Origin of the sequence: Robinsoniella sp. RHS, assembly GCF_001029355.1 — a bacterium.
Classification (GTDB): domain Bacteria; phylum Bacillota; class Clostridia; order Lachnospirales; family Lachnospiraceae; genus Robinsoniella; species Robinsoniella peoriensis.
Window position 1 is genome coordinate 1 of the sequence record NZ_JNGB01000017.1, and the last position, 16,749, is coordinate 16,749.

Genomic DNA, 16,749 nt, shown 5'->3' on the forward strand with positions numbered 1-16,749 from the left:
CATGAGAAGAAACCGCAGGAACTTCCTTCATAAACAAGGGAACGACTTCCTGGATATCGTTTCTTTGTCTGGTAAAACTATTTTCAGGGATATCGCAGGCTTTCTTGCGTAGCTGTTTTACGTGATAATAAAAAGTGGGTGATTTAATTTCATGTTCCTGCATCCATTGTGCATCGGATTTTCCACTGGTGCGGCACTGTTGGATTAAATCAAACCAGCGACGATCGGAAGCAGATAAGTTTTGAGGATGGTCCATTAAGTACTTCAACTCCATTCTTGCAGACTATGAAGTAAAATGCTCAAACTCAGGTAGTATACTTATAGTAAAAAGCTCAGCTGTCAATTCTAGGCAGATCATGGTTTTTCTACTTCATGTAGGTAGATTATCTCATACCGGGGCTGAATTTTGGAACGCCATGTTATTCATCGCTTACTATATTTTAGTCAAATCAGACACCTTTAGTATAACTTCTGATTGTTTTATTGACATATATGAAAAACTTCTATCCTTTCCAATCCAGGCATTAATAATTTCATAAAGAACTTGATTTGATTTTTCTTTTATATCTTCCTCTGTAATGTATTCTCCGAGTAATAACTCGTTTAAGGTTATTCCCAGCAAATTACATAAAGGCATAAATAATGATAAATCTGGCATTGACTTACCATTTTCCCATTTGGATATTGCTTTATCTGTAATACCAAATTTTTCTGCTAATTGACTTTGAGTCAGCCCTTTTTGCTTACGGCAATGAGCTATAAATTTCCCGATTTTTACTTGATTCACTGTTATCCCTCCAAATTTTAATGTAATCTACATATCAAATTTAATATAAATACATCACATTTAACACCAACCAAAGGTAGAGTTATCTGTTTGATTATTCACAACTCTACCTTTGGTTGAGTTATAGATGTAATTTGCATTTATAATGATTAAAATTATCTTCTGACTTAGATTATAGCATTTCGCACTTTAGGAAACAATTATTGAAGTCCGCAAATTTTAATGTGCTAAAGCTTATGTATCACTCATATCGTCATATCAAAGATAATTCTTCCCTTTGTGCCCAAGATGTATTAAAATGTATAAGAGAAATACAGAATAATAGAAAGAAAGTAAAATGTAATAAAAATAGAATAGAATTTAATCAGGAGGATTTTATGGAATTATATTATAAGCAGCCCGCTGCCAGGTGGGAAGAAACACTTCCCATCGGCAATGGAAGCCTGGGAGGAATGATCTGGGGGAATATCAGCCAGGAGCTCATAGGTCTAAATGAAGAAACGATATGGTCAGGTTATCAGCATGATAAGAATAATAAAAATGCACTGGAATTTTTACCCGAAGCAAGAAAACTGATATTTGAAGGGAAAAATGCAGAAGCACAGCGGTTAGTGGAAGAAAAAATGCTGGCTGAATTTACAGAGAGCTATCTGCCGCTTGGAAATCTGAAAATAGAGTTCTCCCATGGCAGTAATGTAGAAAACTATGTGCGGAGACTGGATATTGACCATGCTTTGGCAAATGTCGCCTATGATGTTGACGGGGTGGGTTATAGTAGAGAATTTTTTGCTAGTTTTCCGTCCAAAGCAATGTACATACGGCTTTCCAGCAGTGCAAGCGTAATGGGGATTCGGGTATCCATTGAAAGCGATTTAAAACCGGTTTATGAAAGTAAGCCTGGGATGATCCGCATGAATGGAACTTGCCCGGAGCATGTAGACCCAAGTTATGTGGACAGTGAAACACCTGTTATATGGGGAGATCGCGGACAGAAATTTCATGCAGATCTGACCCTGCTGTCAACAGATGGAACACATGAAATCGTATTCGAAGAGGAAAAGACAGTCCTGGCAGTGAATAATGCTTCGGAAATAATAATAGCATTGACCGCAGTCAGGAATCCCGATGTGGTCTCTGAATTTAACAGCTACGGATATAAAGGGGTGAAAGAAAAGCACGAATTGGACTATGGGAACCTTTACAACAGGGTAGAACTGGATCTGGGCAGTCAACCGGATGTGCCAACCGATATTCGCTTACGGAATATGAAAGATGGAATTGAAGATACGGCGATGTATGCATTATATTTCCAATATGGAAGATATCTGTTAATCAGTTCCTCCAGAGAAGGGGGAATACCGGCGAATCTGCAGGGAATCTGGAACTGGGAATTCCGTGCGCCCTGGAGTTGTAATTTCACCACAAACATCAATGCCCAGATGAACTATTGGCATGCACAGAGCTGCAATCTTGCAGAGTGCCTGGAGCCATACTTCAACTTTGTAAAAGGATTAAGCATTGAGGGGCAGAAAACGGCACAAACACATTTCGGATGCAGAGGATTTACCGTGTCCCACAATACGGACTACTGGATGAACACCAATCCGGTTGGAGTGGCCCATGGAAAAACCGGGGGACAGGAAAACAGTGGGTGTTATTCGTTTTTCCCGCTGGGAGGGGCCTGGATGTGTGAGGAATTCTGGAAGCACTATGAGTATCACCGCAATAAAGAATTTTTGAAGGAAACTGCATATCCGGTTTTGAAACAGGCAGCGCTGTTCTGCGCAGACTGGCTGGTGCCGTATCAGGGTTATTATGTAACCTGTCCGTCCGCTTCTCCGGAAAATGTTTTTCTCGTACCCGGCAAAGAAGGGAAAAAAGCGTCTCTGACCTATGCCTGCACCATGGATATGACGATTATCCGGGAAGTGTTTGGAGATTTTAAAAAGATATGTGCAGAGTTAGAAATAGAAGATGAATTATTGCAGGAAATAGAAGAAAAAGAAGCAAAATTATATCCCTATAAGATCGGCAAATATGGACAGCTCCAGGAGTGGCCTGTTGATTATGAAGAATCTGAGCCGGGGCACCGCCATATATCCCATTTGTATGGAATGTATCCGGCGGAGCTGTTTGAAGAAGAATATCTGAAAGAAGCCTGCCGCAAAACGCTGGACAGAAGGCTGGAAAATGGTGGAGGCCACACCGGATGGAGCTGTGGATGGATTGTTCAGGTATTTGCTGTCATGGGGGATGCGAAAATGAGCTTTGAATATCTGAGAACCCTGCTTACCAGATCTACCTATCCCAATCTCTGGGATATGCATCCGCCATTTCAGATCGACGGTAACTTCGCCGGCAGCGCAGCCATTGCAAATATGCTTGTGCAGGACAGAGGAGGAGAATTGAAGATACTTCCGGCACTTCCGGAGGAATGGAAAGATGGGTGTGTGAAAGGTCTTCGGATCAAAGGTAACAGAACCATTGATATTCGTTGGAAAGATCATGTTTTAGAAAAGTATGAGATTCATGAAGAAGGGTAATTACCGGAATATTATTAGAGATAGACATAAAGCGAATAAAGGTGTTGTTAATGGAATAAAAAGAGGAAATGCAAGTATCACAGTAAAGACAAGCAGCGGGATGCAGGCAGTTTGTGAAGTTAGAGTCAAATAATGTTATAGTAATTATTTATCTCCAGCCATATTTATGTGGTTGGAGATTTTTTCAAAGTTCAGGCAACGCAGCCCGCTATACATCCTGAAATAGTGGAAAAATACCGCAAAGAAGGGATTGCAGATGCAGAGAATAATTTTCATACGTATATAAAAGCTTTCGTTTACTTCCTTTATTAAGGATGCTATACTATAATAAATTTATCAGTTTTAATACAAGTGAATGAATATTTGTAACTTTAGAAGAGCAGGAATAATTTGGGTTTAACTGATTAATGGACGCTTTGCTAGGTAAAATTAATCTTATTTCACACAGAACGGGCGAAACACACTACTGTTCGGATGGAGTACTATGATACAAAAATATAAAAATGTTCCAGAGAGCAGGAGGATACAAAATGCTGAAATCACAGAATCAGAACGATATCGATTATATTCATAATGTATATCGCAACATAGCATTTCTGGGTATCATCTTACATACGGTATATGCATTTATATACATTTATTTTCAAATTGTTCCTGCATTTGCCTATAATATTTTGAGTGTGTTATTTTATACGATATTAGTGATGATTGTCAGTAAACATAAATATGCACTTACCGTGGTTCTGATCCATTTGGAAGCATGTATTTTTGTTATCACACAAACACTGCTGTTTGGATGGGATGCGGGCTTTTACATGTTTTTAATAGCAATGGCGAGTATGGTCTACTTCTGCCCGTTTCGTTCCTCATATACACCTTATATATTTTCATTCATGCATATAGCGACAATGTTTATATTGTACTTTTATTTTATAAAACATAACCCAATGGTTTATTCAGAAAAGACATCTTTATATCTTTACTTTAGCTGCAACAGCATCAGTATGTTTATTATGATACTCTACACAGCATACGTTTCAAAAATAAGTGCATTAGTAAATAAAAAAGAGCTGATTAATGAAAATAGGAATCTGCGTGAACTGGCAGATTATGACCAGCTTACCGGATTATATAGCCGTCGTTATTTAAAAGACTGCTTCAATATCTGTCCTGGCGATAACAGTTATCTGGCAATAGGTGATATTGATAATTTCAAAAGAGTTAACGATACCTACGGGCATATATGCGGCGATTTTATCTTAAAAGAAATGGCTGAGCAGATGCGTTCCCAATTTGATCCGAATGTATTTCTTTGCCGGTGGGGTGGGGAGGAATTTGTACTGGTTTTTTCAGAAGCAGAATACAGTGATCCCAAAAAACAACTGGAATCTTTTTGCCGCTGGATAAGTAATTACCAGTTTCAATATAATGATAGTTCTATTCCGGTCACAATAACATTTGGTGTGACAAAAGGAACTAATAACTTACCGTTGAACGACTGGATCGATCAGGCAGATAACTTATTATATCAGGGAAAGCGGAGTGGAAAAAACAGAGTGATTGCCGATATCAAAAGGAGAACAAATGAAAGAACAAATGAAAGAATACATGAATGAGCCGGAAGTTGCAGAAATTAGTAGTGAGGCTATCAGCAAAACGTATAAAGAGATTCAGGATATCAAGACAGTTGCAAAGCAATATTGTTTATCATCAAAAGAAGTAAAAGCTTTGCTCAGGAAATAACAGCACTGATTTCTATTAAGGTCTGGATTGCATTTTATCCCATGACCGCCCCCTTAATATTGTTGATTACAAACCGGATTTCCGGGAACGTCAAAAATAATATAAGGGGGCGTGAAAATGCGAAACTATGTATAAAAATGTGTGGTGGCTTGTCTAGATCTGCTGCCGGTACGGTGCCAATTTGTGAATTAAAACTTAATAGTCACGGGAGCTTCTGTAAATGAGGAGATAGTCGCAATAGCATCTTTTAGATAAAAAACTTCGGTATTGCCATCATAAGCTGAATACAATTTCTGCAATTCAGGATAGGCGTCAAGCATGTGTTTCCTTGCTTCAACGTTGTCGTCTTCAATAGCAGCAGCTTCCACGCGGATCCATTTACCATCTGCCATTCCACAGATTTCGATTTGCGGATTAGAATGAATCTGTTTTGACACATTTTTAGTTTTTCCGGTTTGGATATACATTTTGTTTTCGAAGATATCCACAGTTCCAAATGGGCGGACTCTTGCAAATATATTTTGTCCCATAACGGTAACACAAAATGTACTAATGGGAAAATGGAAATTAACTATTTTATGGATCGTAGCTCAGAAAACCAGGCGTTTTGGCGAACTGCAGAGACTCATACCCGATGTGTCACGAGGTGTCCTTACCCAGCAATTGCGGGAATTAGAAAGAGATAAGCTGATACATAGAGAGTTTAAAAAGAGGTTCCGCCGAAAGTTGAATATTCCATCACTGAAATCGGCAAGAGCTTCATCCCCGTGATGATAAACATCATGGAGTGGGGGGTATCTTATATTAAAGAAACAACCAACTGCGATATGGATATGTGCGTTGAAAATAATTTTGCATGTTCTAAATGTTATGAAATGTTAAATAATGTGGAATCTATGACGGAAAATCATGAATAAATCAGTTGTAGACAGACACTGCAGTAAGAGCGCGTATGTTTTTAAAGAAATGAAAATGTAGTAGGAGGATTGCTGTTAATTTTCGGCGGTTCTTCTATTTTTTGATTCTATATATTTTAGTCATATTTGCCCCGAATTCAGGTTACGTAGCCCGCTGCGCGCCCTCCATCCGGGTCAAATCGGCCACAAAGTGTGACGCACAGCTGCCAGAAAGCAAACTAAAATCACGCTCTGGTGCAAAATGGAAGAGTATATAAACTACTCTTCATTTTTAATTATAATCTTTTAAAAAACCTGGTACTTTTCTGCAGAATTCGAATAATTCTTTATCAGAAATATCAGGCGGCATAATTTCCCACAAAAAATCATAATCGTTATCAACTAACTTCCAATGGTAAAGTTCCACCAAAAAAGAAACTCTGCTTGTACCATGTTTAATGTGATTCCTATAGGCTTGCAGATATTCAATCATATGCTCAGTACCTCCCTTATACTATGTAATATATTATATTCTCAAATAAGAATATATTCAAGAATAAGAATATAATTTATGCTAAGTCTATTATTAATTGAAAGGTAGGAATTAGCATGATCGATTTTAAACCATTTTGGGAGACATTGAGAAAATCTGACGAAACATACTATACTTTAACAAATAAGCACAAAATTTCTTTCAGTACCTTAAATAAGCTAAAACACAATAAAGGTATCACCACACAAAAATTGAATGACTTATGCAGAATTTTAAAATGCGATGTGTCAGATATCTGCAGATATGTTCCTTCCGATGAGGATCAGCAACTGTAAAAATAAGTAAACAGGAGAGCAGTCATCAATCTGCTCTCCAAATGAAATATATTTAACTAACAATCCGTATGTATAATTTCTTTTATTCCTCCGACTTTTTCAATTCTCAGCACTTTTACTGACTTTTTTGATTTTTCTTCTCTTTCCAGCATAATCCACTCATCATCCATATCGATTAAAACACCCCTGGCGCTGTACATGACATCTAATAGATACAATCACAACTTGACAATAAAATTATTAGTGGTTATAATAAATATAAAACACAAACATATGTTTGGTAAAAGGACGATTCACATGAGCAAAAAAATGAAACACAAAGATATAAAATTTGAAAATGAGAGTGCAGAGCTGCTGTTTCAGGAAATAGAAAGCCATTATCCATCACTGGATCTTAAGGGGCAGCCACTCTCAGAAGAGCAGGCACTCGCTATGTATTATCATGCAAAAGGTCTTCAAATTCCAGAAATAAACAACAAGCGGTATATTCCAGTCTACAATATAATTGCATGTTAACTCTTTGAGCTACATATTTATGAAAGAAATGGAGATGATAATTTATGACTACCATAAATAATATTCCTTTTGAAAATGAGAATGCAAGACTTCTGTTCGAATTAATCCGTATGTTCTTTCCCAACATGGAATTAAACTGGTCTGGGGAAGAACTATCGGAGAGGGAAGCCTTAAAAATGTACCATAAAGCGTGCCGAAGACTGAAAGTAAAAATCGTCCCATATATAAATAGGAAGATAATGGTGTAACAAAATGTATAATCCCTGGAATCTCAAGATATCCATATGAATCCGGATGTAAAAAGAGTCAAAAATGAGGTGCCCCCAATAAGTTGGTTTTTAGTTCTAACTTATTGGGGGCAGTTCAAAACGGCTCTTTTTTATTATTTAAATCTATAAGGGAAAAATTATCAAATTTGCTTTATTGATTGTTAATTCATACTTTAAAGACTACCGGAATAATAGATATTTTATACATAAGTCAAAAAAATGTAGACTTTATTTTACAGCCATAAAAAGGAAAAATATGTGTATTTTTTCCACAATTCCTATTATATACCATACGTCAAATAAAGTCTACATTGTTTGATAATTATATCAAATAAATCAATGTAAGAAATATCATGGCCTATTGTTAAGACAAATCACATATATAGAAGGTAGCTTGGAGAATGGAGGATTATGGATAAAAATTGTTGTAATTGTATTTATTCTTCGTATGGTAAAAAGAAAACAAAAAGATGGTTTTGCCATTTAAAATCCTGGTATGTCAAGAAAAAGAATACTTGCTGCTACTTTAAACTCCTTAATTAGTTAAATATAGCACCAACTTTTATAAAACACTTGTATATAACCTGGACAAATAGCCAATAATGATTTACAATATTAACATTAAAAGTAAATTATATTGGAGGAATTAATCATGGCAAGAGGACAAAGAAAATCAATTGACGATCAGATCGCGGTTATAGACGAACAAATTGCAAAAGTTCAGTCTAAAATGGATGCTTTGTTAGATCAGAAAAAAGCACTGGAACAGAAGAAAAGAGAAGAAGCACTGGGTCAGCTTTATGATATGATTCAGGAAAGCGGGAAATCTATCGAAGATATTCTGACATTGATTACTGACTAGTCACCAGCTTGTATAAAAGTAAGATAAGGAATATAGAATCGCAGAGGCGTACATGTAGTATGTCTCTTTTTTATTAATTGAATCTTGTTTTATTGATTTTGACAGAGTGAGTTTGATTTTTATCTTGTAAATGCTTTTATAATTTGATATACTTCATGTTGTTATCGGGTGAGCACCTACCGTATGCGAGGCTATATTCTTGCATACGTTTTTTTGGCTTTTAGGAGATATCGAAGATGTACAGAGATAAAAATAAAACAGAAAACGTAGCATTTTCATTAATCAAGTTTTGCTTGCCACTTATTTTAAGTGGCATTTTACAGCAGCTTTATAATTGGGCAGATGCTTTTATAGTAGGGAATGTAGTTGGAGAAGAGGCACTTGCAGCAATCGGTTCAACCAGTACTGTCATTAATTTTTTTCTAACTGCAATTACGGGATTTACACTTGGTCTTTCCATTTTATTTGCCCAGAAATTTGGTGGTGGGAAAATGGCCCATATATCAAAAATACTTTCGGTATTTTCTGTGGTAATGGGTGGTGCTTTTTTGGTTGTGCCGGTAATAGGGATGATAGGAGCGTACCGGTTACTTCTTTTGATGAATACGACACAGGATACGATTCATATGGCAAAGGATTATCTGCAGATCATCCTGATTGGTATGCCGATTCTAGCTGTATATAACGTTTATTCCTCAGCGCTTCGGGGGATTGGGAATAGCCGTGCGCCCTTTGGGGCTGTTTTGTGTTCTTCAATTGTGAATGTTATTTTAGATATTGTATTTGTAGGTGTTTTTCATGGGGGTGTTGTCGGTGCGGCTGTCGCAACGGTGGTTTCCCAAGCTGTTATGACAATATTTATCATTTTATACAGCGTGAAGAAATACCCCTGTCTGTGCTTCTCTCTCAAGGAATGGTCATTGGATCGTTTTGTTATAAGGGAGGGGCTTCATTTTGGCATACCGCCTATGATCCAATCCTGTATAAGTTCCCTTGGAGGCCTCATTCTGCAAAATTTCATGAACGGATTCGGAACGCAGACCGTTGCAGCAATAACGACGGCATATCGTGTGGACACAATGATACTTTTGCCAATTATTAATCTTGGATCCGGAATAGCTACCATTGTAGCACAGAATTTTGGAGCTGGAAGAAGAAAACAAATTCCAAAGATTGTATTTGTTGGGACTGCGCTGATGTTATGCGTATCGCTAATGCTGACGTGGCTGGTGGTGGAAACAGGTGGATACTTAATTGCTATGTTTGGAGTAAGTCAGGAGGCAACGGAGATTGGAAAGCAGTTCTTTCGGAGCATTGCTGGTTTTTATGCGGTTTACGGCATTGCAATGTCGATTCGGGGTTATATAGAAGGAATTGGAGATGTACTGTTTTCAAGTATTGCAGGTGGTATTGCATTGATATCACGTATTATATTTTCATATGGCTTTGTCGGACTATGTGGTAATATGATTATTGCATATGCAGAAGCTGGTTCCTGGGGAGTTCTGCTGCTGCTTTATCTGCTGCGCATATTGTGGAAGAAAAGATAACTGATTATAATATGAAAGGAAGCCGGGCATAATGATTACAAAAATTTATATGGAAAGTTTACCGAAAGATGCAAAAGTAATACGGAAAGCAGTTTTTATGGAAGAACAGGGCTTTAAAAATGAATTTGATGAAATAGATGATGAGGCTGCGCATATTGTAATATACAATGAAAAGGAACTGCCAATTGCAACCTGCCGGGTATTTAGGGATACTCAAATAGATTCCTATTGTATCGGACGCCTGGCGGTTCTTAAAGAATACAGAGGAAAGAATATCGGGGGGTATGTAATAAATGAAGCAGAAAAATATGTCTTTGAAAAAGGGGGGCATAGAGTGGACCTTCATGCACAATGCAGAGTAAGCTCTTTTTATCAAAAACTGGGATTTTCCCAATATGGGGGCGTAGATGATGATGAGGGATGCCCTCATATATGGATGAGAAAACTACTTTAATCTGGCTGAGGACAGTGAATTGCTGCTGCAATCCCACAAGCTTGGCACTCACAATATTTGGCGCTGCAGACTTGTAGTGGTGATTACTGAAATTCACACAGATATTTTCATGAACATTTAGCCGATAATATTTTTTGTATATCGTCAAAGTGTTCTTTACATGTGACGCGGTAATGTATCCACCCACCGTCACCACAAGGATATTTATGATCAATATAATCCTGGGTGTATTTTTGCACATTGGCATATATTGTTTGGAACTGTCCGTTCGATAATCTTATCATAACTGTAAAAGCATTATGTTCAGCAAAAATATTGCATAAGAGTTTTTGTTTCTTTTTGTGAGATATACCCCACCCATAATTATTGCCATATGGGAAAGTAACTTTCTGCACGGTGTCATATGTTTTAGACAGCCACTCATTGAGATTGGCAAATAATATTGCATTCTTACCACAATATTCTGTCATTTCTGCTATTGTGGGTATTTCTTGTTTGTTTAACATCCTTTCGTACATAGAAGTACCTCCCGTGAATCTTGTAGTGTTCTTCCATAAAATAGTCATGAAAACGCATCACACAAATGGCTGGAACAGAAGCCATAGTAAATATCATTAACTAATAAAAACAATTACAAAAGCCCATAGGATTATGAAAATGGGCAGAAACCATTCATTTTGTACAGAAGCACAATGTTTGGAAGCGGATTTCATCTTCCCTGGTTTAACAACAAGTCTAAAACACAATAAGCCAACGATTGTTCCAAGTACATTTGCAATCAGGTCATTGATATCTGTGGCTCTGTATAATGTAAATAACTGGCTTATTTCGATGGCAAGTGATAAACCAAAACCAAGCAGTGCTGCATTTTTTATTTGGTTATATGTCTTACTTATGACTGGGCACAGAAATCCTAATGGTATAAAACAAAATATATTCAGTATGAATTCTAAGCCGATACCATTTACGAACGGTATCCAGCTAATATTAGGATGAAAAAATGTTTCCCCCAGATTTGTCAGCCTATTGAATTCGCTTATTGTTGGAATGCCAACTATATTATTTAAAACGATACACAGATAATAATACAATAGAACAGAACCAATTGTAATCTTTATTTTTGGCAACTGTTTGTTTCTTCGAAATATCAAGTACAATAATAACCCGGTTACCCCCAATCCCAACAGATACAAGGGTCTTAAACATAGCAAATCCATTATTGCTTCCATAATACTCAATTGATTTTCCATTATAAATGCCCGCTTTCTTTTTTACTATATTTTACAACATGATTATTAAAAAAAGGTTGATATAAACCTGAGTATTTCTGAAGATTTTCTTACGAATTATCATTTTAGGTGTCATTTAGGTGTCATCAAGATTTGATAATGACAACTTTACAAACCGCATATTATGACTTACAATAATAGCAATAAATGTATATTTGTGGTTTTCATCCTTCCGGTTACTGGAAATGTATCCACAACTCTTAGGATCAAATATGTATTTATGATTATCTTAAATTTAATTATAAAGGAGAATAGTCAAATGAAAAAGTATGAATATGTCAATGTAGAATACAAAATGAAAGATATGGTTATGGCATCCATATCAGAACACCGTGAAATTATCGAGAAATATGCGAAGCTGGGTTATAGGTATGCAGGTATGATACCAACGGAGATCAGTGCAAATGGCTGTTTTAGAAAAATAGATTTGATTTTTGAGAAAGAAGAATAGAAATGGAGTCATTTTATAATATTTGTGTAGCATTGTCATTAGGCATCGTGATTGGCTTTTTGTTTGGAGGAATCAAACTGACTACAAAAAGGACATATACAGAAGCGCAAAGCAGAGCAGCCAGAAAATTTATAAATAGAGCGGCTTTTGTATTGAAATATTTTACATTTCTTTTACTTGCCTTAGGTCTGGTTTGGTGTACCTATTTTTTGATTTTGGGCGCCGTCATTCCGGAACAAACGGACTATGCAAACAATGTGTCTGAACTAATTGTATCCGTTCTTACCGTAATTTCAATAATTTTTGCTTTTGTTGAGTTTTTAAGAAGAACCGACGATAAAGATTAGTTATTAGTCTCCTGGGATTTTACAGATAACTGCTGCCTGGACGAAGAAACTGTGAAATGTAATTGACAGATTGACAGATTAAGGCAAAAATGTTAAAATAATGTTGCGGGATGTAATAGAAACGTAATAACTATGAAAAAAATTGTAACGAAAGAGAGGTATGCGATTATTATGAAAAGACGTATGCTGAAAATTGCAGGCCTTCTTGCCATCAGTGTAATGGCATTTGGTGGAATGAGTCTTGTATCAATGGCTGCGAATACCGGGATGGCTCTTGTAGGAGTAGCTGTACACGTAGAAAATGTACAGACAGACACAACAGAAGCGAAAAAAGCAATTCCCTATGATAAGATGGTTATCGCTGATTTAGAAAAAAAAGAAGGCGTGAAACCGGAAGAACAGTATGTGAACATCCGTAAATCTGCAAATGCAGAGGATGGGGAAATTCTGGGAAAACTCTATAATCACAGAGCAGGAGTAATTGTAAAAGAAGAAGGCGACTGGTATCTGATTGAGTCAGGTTCTGTAAAAGGCTATGTGAAGAAAGATCTCGTTGTAAGCGGTGAAAAAGCAGCAGAACTGGCCAGAGAATTTGGCTGGGAAGTGGCAGTAATTAATGCAGAGGTATTAAATGTACGTTTGGAGGCTAGTGAAGATGCTGAAGTTGTTGATACAGCTATGGAATCTGAAGCATACTCCGTGATCTCAGATGCTGGGGATTGGGTAAAAGTACAAATGAGTGACGGACGCGAAGGCTATGTTGCTAAGCAGTATGTTACCTGTGAAGTTAGATTTGATGAGGCAGAATCACTGGAAGAGGAGCAGGCCAGACTGGATGGTGAATGGCAGGCATATCAGAAGGCTCAGGAAGATGCAAGGCTGGCAGCAGAAGAAGCAGCCAAAAAAGAGCAGGAGAAGAATCCTGTGACACAGACGGAAGTTGTGAAACCTGAGACAAATGCTCCAGAGACTGAAGCACCAGAAACAAACGCACCCGCAACAGAAACTCCTGAAACAGCTGAAACAAATATCCCGACAACAGAAACTACAGAAACAGCTGCGACAGAAGCATTAGAGACGGAAACAACAGAGACAAATACACCAGAGACAACTGTACCGGAAACAACTGTACCGGAAACAGAAGCGCCAGAGACAAATGCTCCAGAAACAGAAGCTCCGGAAACAGAAGTACCGGAAACTGCTGAAACGGAAGCGCCGGAGACAGAAACTCCGGTGACAAACACTCCGGAAACAGAAGCACCAGGCAACTCTTCTTCAGATTCATCTAATTCTGGACTGGGAAGCAATATTGCGAACTATGCACTCCAGTTTGTAGGAAACCCATATGTTTGGGGTGGAACTAGTTTGACAAATGGTGCGGATTGTTCAGGATTTGTACAATCTGTAATGGCAAACTTTGGTATTTCTCTTGCACGTGTGGCTGAAGATCAGGCTGCCGGCGGTACGTCAGTATCCCCGGGTAATGAACAGGCAGGCGATCTGGTATTCTATGTTGATGAAAGTGGTTATATTTATCATGTAGCACTTTGCATTGGCGGAGGCCAGGTGGTACATGCAAGTAATCCGACAAGCGGAATTATTGTATCTGGCATGTATTTTGATAGTGTATATGCTATAAAGAGATACATATAAGAAACAATAACAAAAGGAAGGCATCATATCAAAGTTTTGGTATGATGCCTTTTTTAGATCCAGCTAAATCAAACTTGCGAGTACAACAATTCCTAAACCTATCCGATACCATCCAAACACCTTAAAATCATGTTTTTTAATATAGCTCATCAAAAATTTAATAACTGCCAGCGATACGAAAAATGCCACAACCATTCCAACTATTAAAGCCAATATTTCATTTTCCCCAAAATGAAAACCAAATTTTAACATCTTAAGTGCACTTAAACCAAACATAACAGGTACTGCAAGGAAAAATGTAAATTCTGCTGCTGCGATTCTGGATACTCCGATCAGTAATGCACCAACAATGGTAGCACCAGAGCGGGATGTGCCGGGAATTATGGATAATACCTGGAATAATCCGATGAGTAAGGCTGTTTGATAAGTAATATCCGACAGGTGAACAACCTTAGGCAATCTTTTTTTATTCCAGTTTTCCACTAAGATAAATGTAATTCCGTAGAAGATTAAAGCGGCTGCAATCACTATGGGAGTGTGCAGGTGGGCATCGATATAATCATCAAACAGAATGGTTACCACTGCGCCTGGAATACATGCTACTACAACTTTAAACCACATGGAAAAAGTATCTTTAATAATAATTGGCTGCTTTTTATTTTTAAACTGAAACGGAAACATTTTTTTCCAGAAAACCATTACAACAGCTAAAATAGCACCTAGCTGTATGACTACGAAAAACATTTCTTTAAAAGATTCACTCATGTTCAGAGAGATAAATTCATCTACCAGGAGCATATGTCCGGTACTGCTGATGGGAAGCCATTCCGTGATGCCTTCTATAATACCGAGAAAAATGATTTTTAGTATTTCTATAAAATCCAGTGTCATTATTTAATATCCTCCTTCTGGAAATAGATGTAGGTGGCAGTAAATCCCAGAATTGACACCAGGGTGATGATGCCCACAGAAACCCAAACGGGGTAACCGGTAGCAGCCAGACTTCCCTGCATAAGAAATAGGATGGCTGTCCAGGGATATAATGCACCAAGATCCTGATTTGACAAAGCAGCGTTTCCCATAATGACGGCAGCTGATATGATCAACGGGACAACCAGGCTTTTTGTTTTCTCGGCAAGGAATGTAAAAGGTGTTATAGTTAAAAACATCAGTATTGTACTGGACATCATTTTTCCCAGATAAATCAGGGCAATATGAAATTGAAATTCTGCAATACCAAACACGGAATGATACAGGAGCGCCAAGAGAAAAGCAGAACCCCAGGAGAAAAAGGACAAAACTATCATCCAGATAAATAAAATGCAGAACTTACTGGTTAAAAATGATGTTTTTGAAACCGGTATTGGTAATATATTTTTCAAAGTCTTCTCTGTATATTCCCGGCTGAACAGGTAGGAGGCTATAATTATATAGACCAACAGGTTCATTAGAATAATAGTATAGAGCAGCAGACTGTCATAGATATCCGCCAGAGTAAATATTTTTTTCAGGGTGTTCGAAATGTGTCTGCAGACATTCCAGCAGCAGCATGCCCGGTGCTGCTAGGGCTCCCAGAATACTGATCAAAAGCATTTTGGAACGTTTAAGCTTTAATATTTCACAGTAAATCAGATCAACCAATTCCGCCACCTCCAATTAAATTTGAAAAATAATCCTCTAGTTTTTCTTCACTAATGTTGACTTTTGTTACAAGTAAACCATTTTCCACAAACGACCGGTTTATTTCTCCCCGTCTGTTAATACATTCAAAAATCCGGATCGTATGATTATCGCATACGGAATAGTCATTAACAGCATGATGCCGTTCCAGTAACAGAGAAGCAGTATTTACATCAGAAACAATAAATTCCACATATTGGCGGTTTCGCTTGTGCAGTTCTTCCATGGAGACCTCTTCCACTAAGTGTCCCTCATGCATAACACCAATAATATCAGCTAACTGTTCAATTTCACTTAGAACATGGCTGGAAAGAAATATAGTTGTTCCTTTTTTGCTCAGTTCCAGCAGAAAATTCCGAATCTCATGTATTCCGATTGGATCCAGTCCATTCACCGGTTCGTCCAGGATGAGCAGGCAGGGGTCGTGCATGATTGCGGCAGCAATGCCCAGTCTTTGTTTCATTCCTAATGAATAGTTGGAAAATGGTTTGTTGATTTCTTTTTCAAGTCCAACTAATTTAAGGGCATGCTCTGCGGTGTCTTTGCGGTGCCTTCCCCGCAGGCGCGCCAGCAGATGTAGATTTTCCCGGGCGGTTAAATTATCATAGAATCCGGGAGTTTCGATAATATTTCCGATGTTGCGGTAAGTTTTGCTGGGATTTTTTTTATAATCATTGCCAAACAGCAGGATTTCTCCGGATGTTGGCTGTACCAGATTCAAAAGCATTCGCATGGTTGTAGTTTTTCCGGCGCCGTTTCTGCCAAGTAAACCATAAATTTTGCCCTGGGGTACATGCAGATTTACATTATCCACGAGAAGTTGATTACCAAATTGTTTTGTCAGCCCGATTGTTTGTATCATATAGTTGTTCATTTGTTTG

Annotated in this window: 24 protein-coding genes and 1 pseudogene; 15 read left to right on the plus strand and 10 right to left on the minus strand. The window is 37.7% G+C overall.

The features are described 5' to 3' along the window. Both tnpA and RHS_RS09435 read right to left on the minus strand, forming a co-directional pair. The coding region (gene tnpA / locus RHS_RS09430) for an IS66 family insertion sequence element accessory protein TnpA (protein ID WP_395021909.1) at positions 1-268 on the minus strand (268 nt) is incomplete at its 3' end. Between the two features lie 165 nt (positions 269-433). Further along, the gene (locus RHS_RS09435; RefSeq protein ID WP_395021911.1) at positions 434-787 is read right to left on the minus strand and encodes a helix-turn-helix domain-containing protein; all 354 of its coding nucleotides are present in this window, start codon (positions 785-787) and stop codon (positions 434-436) included. A 377-nt stretch (positions 788-1,164) separates the two neighbouring features. Here RHS_RS09435 and RHS_RS09440 point away from each other — a divergent pair, with 377 nt between their 5' ends. From RHS_RS09440 to RHS_RS30690, 3 genes are all read left to right on the plus strand, one after another. Continuing rightward, complete coding sequence (locus RHS_RS09440; RefSeq protein ID WP_395021913.1) at positions 1,165-3,330, plus strand: glycosyl hydrolase family 95 catalytic domain-containing protein; 2,166 nt, start codon at positions 1,165-1,167, stop codon at positions 3,328-3,330. Positions 3,331-3,860: 530 nt separating this feature from the next. Beyond that, the gene (locus RHS_RS09445) at positions 3,861-4,946 is read left to right on the plus strand and encodes a diguanylate cyclase (RefSeq protein ID WP_047833038.1); all 1,086 of its coding nucleotides are present in this window, start codon (positions 3,861-3,863) and stop codon (positions 4,944-4,946) included. Continuing rightward, positions 4,915-5,073, plus strand: a complete 159-nt coding sequence (locus tag RHS_RS30690; protein ID WP_156042703.1) for a hypothetical protein — start codon at positions 4,915-4,917, stop codon at positions 5,071-5,073. Before RHS_RS09445 ends, RHS_RS30690 begins: the two co-directional genes overlap by 32 nt. A 188-nt stretch (positions 5,074-5,261) precedes the next feature. On the opposite strand, the gene RHS_RS09450 is transcribed toward RHS_RS30690, so the two are convergent. Then, positions 5,262-5,603 (minus strand): NimC/NimA family protein, encoded by a 342-nt coding sequence (locus RHS_RS09450; protein ID WP_047833039.1) that lies wholly within the window; start codon positions 5,601-5,603, stop codon positions 5,262-5,264. Between the two features lie 22 nt (positions 5,604-5,625). Between RHS_RS09450 and RHS_RS30695 the strand changes: the two are divergent. From RHS_RS30695 to RHS_RS30705, 3 genes and pseudogenes are all read left to right on the plus strand, one after another. Beyond that, positions 5,626-5,825, plus strand: a pseudogene (locus tag RHS_RS30695) (winged helix-turn-helix transcriptional regulator); the annotation flags it as partial. A 15-nt stretch (positions 5,826-5,840) separates the two neighbouring features. Continuing rightward, positions 5,841-5,990, plus strand: a complete 150-nt coding sequence (locus RHS_RS30700) for a hypothetical protein (protein WP_330386833.1) — start codon at positions 5,841-5,843, stop codon at positions 5,988-5,990. A 101-nt stretch (positions 5,991-6,091) separates the two neighbouring features. Further along, positions 6,092-6,247 carry a DUF6783 domain-containing protein gene (locus tag RHS_RS30705; protein WP_334292445.1) on the plus strand — a complete coding sequence of 52 codons (156 nt, stop codon included), beginning with the start codon at positions 6,092-6,094 and terminating at the stop codon, positions 6,245-6,247. Between the two features lie 14 nt (positions 6,248-6,261). Here RHS_RS30705 and RHS_RS09460 read toward each other — a convergent pair whose 3' ends face one another. Then, on the minus strand, positions 6,262-6,462 hold the full coding sequence (locus RHS_RS09460) for a hypothetical protein (protein WP_027292004.1): 201 nt from the start codon (positions 6,460-6,462) through the stop codon (positions 6,262-6,264). Between the two features lie 116 nt (positions 6,463-6,578). Here RHS_RS09460 and RHS_RS09465 point away from each other — a divergent pair, with 116 nt between their 5' ends. The 6 genes from RHS_RS09465 to RHS_RS09490 all read left to right on the plus strand — a co-directional run bounded on the left by RHS_RS09465 (position 6,579) and on the right by RHS_RS09490 (position 10,448). Beyond that, positions 6,579-6,797, plus strand: a complete 219-nt coding sequence (locus RHS_RS09465) for a helix-turn-helix transcriptional regulator (RefSeq protein ID WP_047833040.1) — start codon at positions 6,579-6,581, stop codon at positions 6,795-6,797. Between the two features lie 297 nt (positions 6,798-7,094). Then, positions 7,095-7,313, plus strand: a complete 219-nt coding sequence (locus RHS_RS09470) for a hypothetical protein (protein WP_027292003.1) — start codon at positions 7,095-7,097, stop codon at positions 7,311-7,313. Between the two features lie 44 nt (positions 7,314-7,357). Beyond that, positions 7,358-7,561, plus strand: coding sequence for a hypothetical protein (locus RHS_RS09475; RefSeq protein WP_027292002.1), 204 nt, complete (start codon positions 7,358-7,360; stop codon positions 7,559-7,561). A gap of 673 nt (positions 7,562-8,234) precedes the next feature. Beyond that, positions 8,235-8,444, plus strand: coding sequence for a hypothetical protein (locus tag RHS_RS09480; protein WP_027292001.1), 210 nt, complete (start codon positions 8,235-8,237; stop codon positions 8,442-8,444). Positions 8,445-8,680: 236 nt separating this feature from the next. After that, on the plus strand, positions 8,681-9,994 hold the full coding sequence (locus RHS_RS09485) for an MATE family efflux transporter (protein ID WP_047833041.1): 1,314 nt from the start codon (positions 8,681-8,683) through the stop codon (positions 9,992-9,994). Between the two features lie 31 nt (positions 9,995-10,025). After that, entirely contained in the window at positions 10,026-10,448 is a 423-nt protein-coding gene (locus RHS_RS09490) for a GNAT family N-acetyltransferase (RefSeq protein ID WP_044293293.1), read from the plus strand. A 107-nt stretch (positions 10,449-10,555) separates the two neighbouring features. On the opposite strand, the gene RHS_RS09495 is transcribed toward RHS_RS09490, so the two are convergent. Beyond that, positions 10,556-10,966, minus strand: a complete 411-nt coding sequence (locus tag RHS_RS09495) for a DUF3788 domain-containing protein (RefSeq protein WP_027291998.1) — start codon at positions 10,964-10,966, stop codon at positions 10,556-10,558. 96 nt (positions 10,967-11,062) lie between these two features. Beyond that, positions 11,063-11,698, minus strand: coding sequence for a VanZ family protein (locus RHS_RS09500; RefSeq protein WP_027291997.1), 636 nt, complete (start codon positions 11,696-11,698; stop codon positions 11,063-11,065). A 298-nt stretch (positions 11,699-11,996) separates the two neighbouring features. On the opposite strand from RHS_RS09500, the gene RHS_RS09505 reads away from it, so the two are divergent. The 3 genes from RHS_RS09505 to RHS_RS09515 all read left to right on the plus strand — a co-directional run bounded on the left by RHS_RS09505 (position 11,997) and on the right by RHS_RS09515 (position 14,188). Further along, on the plus strand, positions 11,997-12,188 hold the full coding sequence (locus RHS_RS09505; RefSeq protein ID WP_044293288.1) for a DUF4177 domain-containing protein: 192 nt from the start codon (positions 11,997-11,999) through the stop codon (positions 12,186-12,188). Between the two features lie 2 nt (positions 12,189-12,190). Then, entirely contained in the window at positions 12,191-12,535 is a 345-nt protein-coding gene (locus RHS_RS09510; protein WP_044293286.1) for a hypothetical protein, read from the plus strand. A gap of 171 nt (positions 12,536-12,706) precedes the next feature. Continuing rightward, the gene (locus RHS_RS09515; RefSeq protein ID WP_395021918.1) at positions 12,707-14,188 is read left to right on the plus strand and encodes an NlpC/P60 family protein; all 1,482 of its coding nucleotides are present in this window, start codon (positions 12,707-12,709) and stop codon (positions 14,186-14,188) included. Between the two features lie 63 nt (positions 14,189-14,251). Here the strand turns inward: RHS_RS09515 and RHS_RS09520 are convergent, their stop codons facing one another. The 4 genes from RHS_RS09520 to RHS_RS09530 are packed head-to-tail and all read right to left on the minus strand — an operon-like array spanning position 14,252 to position 16,742. Continuing rightward, complete coding sequence (locus RHS_RS09520; RefSeq protein ID WP_047833042.1) at positions 14,252-15,079, minus strand: undecaprenyl-diphosphate phosphatase; 828 nt, start codon at positions 15,077-15,079, stop codon at positions 14,252-14,254. Then, positions 15,079-15,636 carry an ABC transporter permease gene (locus RHS_RS09525; protein WP_395021921.1) on the minus strand — a complete coding sequence of 186 codons (558 nt, stop codon included), beginning with the start codon at positions 15,634-15,636 and terminating at the stop codon, positions 15,079-15,081. Before RHS_RS09525 ends, RHS_RS09520 begins: the two co-directional genes overlap by 1 nt. Positions 15,637-15,664: 28 nt before the next feature. Beyond that, the gene (locus RHS_RS30710) at positions 15,665-15,781 is read right to left on the minus strand and encodes a hypothetical protein (protein WP_395021927.1); all 117 of its coding nucleotides are present in this window, start codon (positions 15,779-15,781) and stop codon (positions 15,665-15,667) included. A 40-nt stretch (positions 15,782-15,821) separates the two neighbouring features. Continuing rightward, positions 15,822-16,742, minus strand: coding sequence for an ABC transporter ATP-binding protein (locus RHS_RS09530; protein WP_047833043.1), 921 nt, complete (start codon positions 16,740-16,742; stop codon positions 15,822-15,824). Between the last annotated feature and the right edge of the window lie 7 nt (positions 16,743-16,749).

Excerpts from the sequence above, each read along its gene's own strand:
- RHS_RS09505 (WP_044293288.1), top strand. The coding sequence starts at position 11,997 with ATGAAAAAGTATGAATATGTCAATGTAGAATACAAAATGAAAGATATG.
- RHS_RS09525 (WP_395021921.1), bottom strand. The coding sequence starts at position 15,636 with ATGAACCTGTTGGTCTATATAATTATAGCCTCCTACCTGTTCAGCCGG.
- RHS_RS09530 (WP_047833043.1), bottom strand. The coding sequence starts at position 16,742 with ATGAACAACTATATGATACAAACAATCGGGCTGACAAAACAATTTGGT.
- RHS_RS09485 (WP_047833041.1), top strand. The coding sequence starts at position 8,681 with ATGTACAGAGATAAAAATAAAACAGAAAACGTAGCATTTTCATTAATC.
- RHS_RS30690 (WP_156042703.1), top strand. The coding sequence starts at position 4,915 with ATGAAAGAACAAATGAAAGAATACATGAATGAGCCGGAAGTTGCAGAA.
- RHS_RS09475 (WP_027292002.1), top strand. The coding sequence starts at position 7,358 with ATGACTACCATAAATAATATTCCTTTTGAAAATGAGAATGCAAGACTT.
- RHS_RS09450 (WP_047833039.1), bottom strand. The coding sequence starts at position 5,603 with ATGGGACAAAATATATTTGCAAGAGTCCGCCCATTTGGAACTGTGGAT.
- RHS_RS09445 (WP_047833038.1), top strand. The coding sequence starts at position 3,861 with ATGCTGAAATCACAGAATCAGAACGATATCGATTATATTCATAATGTA.
- RHS_RS09520 (WP_047833042.1), bottom strand. The coding sequence starts at position 15,079 with ATGACACTGGATTTTATAGAAATACTAAAAATCATTTTTCTCGGTATT.
- RHS_RS09440 (WP_395021913.1), top strand. The coding sequence starts at position 1,165 with ATGGAATTATATTATAAGCAGCCCGCTGCCAGGTGGGAAGAAACACTT.
- RHS_RS09515 (WP_395021918.1), top strand. The coding sequence starts at position 12,707 with ATGAAAAGACGTATGCTGAAAATTGCAGGCCTTCTTGCCATCAGTGTA.
- RHS_RS09470 (WP_027292003.1), top strand. The coding sequence starts at position 7,095 with ATGAGCAAAAAAATGAAACACAAAGATATAAAATTTGAAAATGAGAGT.
- RHS_RS09460 (WP_027292004.1), bottom strand. The coding sequence starts at position 6,462 with ATGATTGAATATCTGCAAGCCTATAGGAATCACATTAAACATGGTACA.
- RHS_RS09500 (WP_027291997.1), bottom strand. The coding sequence starts at position 11,698 with ATGGAAAATCAATTGAGTATTATGGAAGCAATAATGGATTTGCTATGT.
- RHS_RS30710 (WP_395021927.1), bottom strand. The coding sequence starts at position 15,781 with ATGCTTTTGATCAGTATTCTGGGAGCCCTAGCAGCACCGGGCATGCTG.
- RHS_RS09465 (WP_047833040.1), top strand. The coding sequence starts at position 6,579 with ATGATCGATTTTAAACCATTTTGGGAGACATTGAGAAAATCTGACGAA.
- RHS_RS09480 (WP_027292001.1), top strand. The coding sequence starts at position 8,235 with ATGGCAAGAGGACAAAGAAAATCAATTGACGATCAGATCGCGGTTATA.
- RHS_RS09495 (WP_027291998.1), bottom strand. The coding sequence starts at position 10,966 with ATGTACGAAAGGATGTTAAACAAACAAGAAATACCCACAATAGCAGAA.
- RHS_RS09490 (WP_044293293.1), top strand. The coding sequence starts at position 10,026 with ATGATTACAAAAATTTATATGGAAAGTTTACCGAAAGATGCAAAAGTA.
- RHS_RS09510 (WP_044293286.1), top strand. The coding sequence starts at position 12,191 with ATGGAGTCATTTTATAATATTTGTGTAGCATTGTCATTAGGCATCGTG.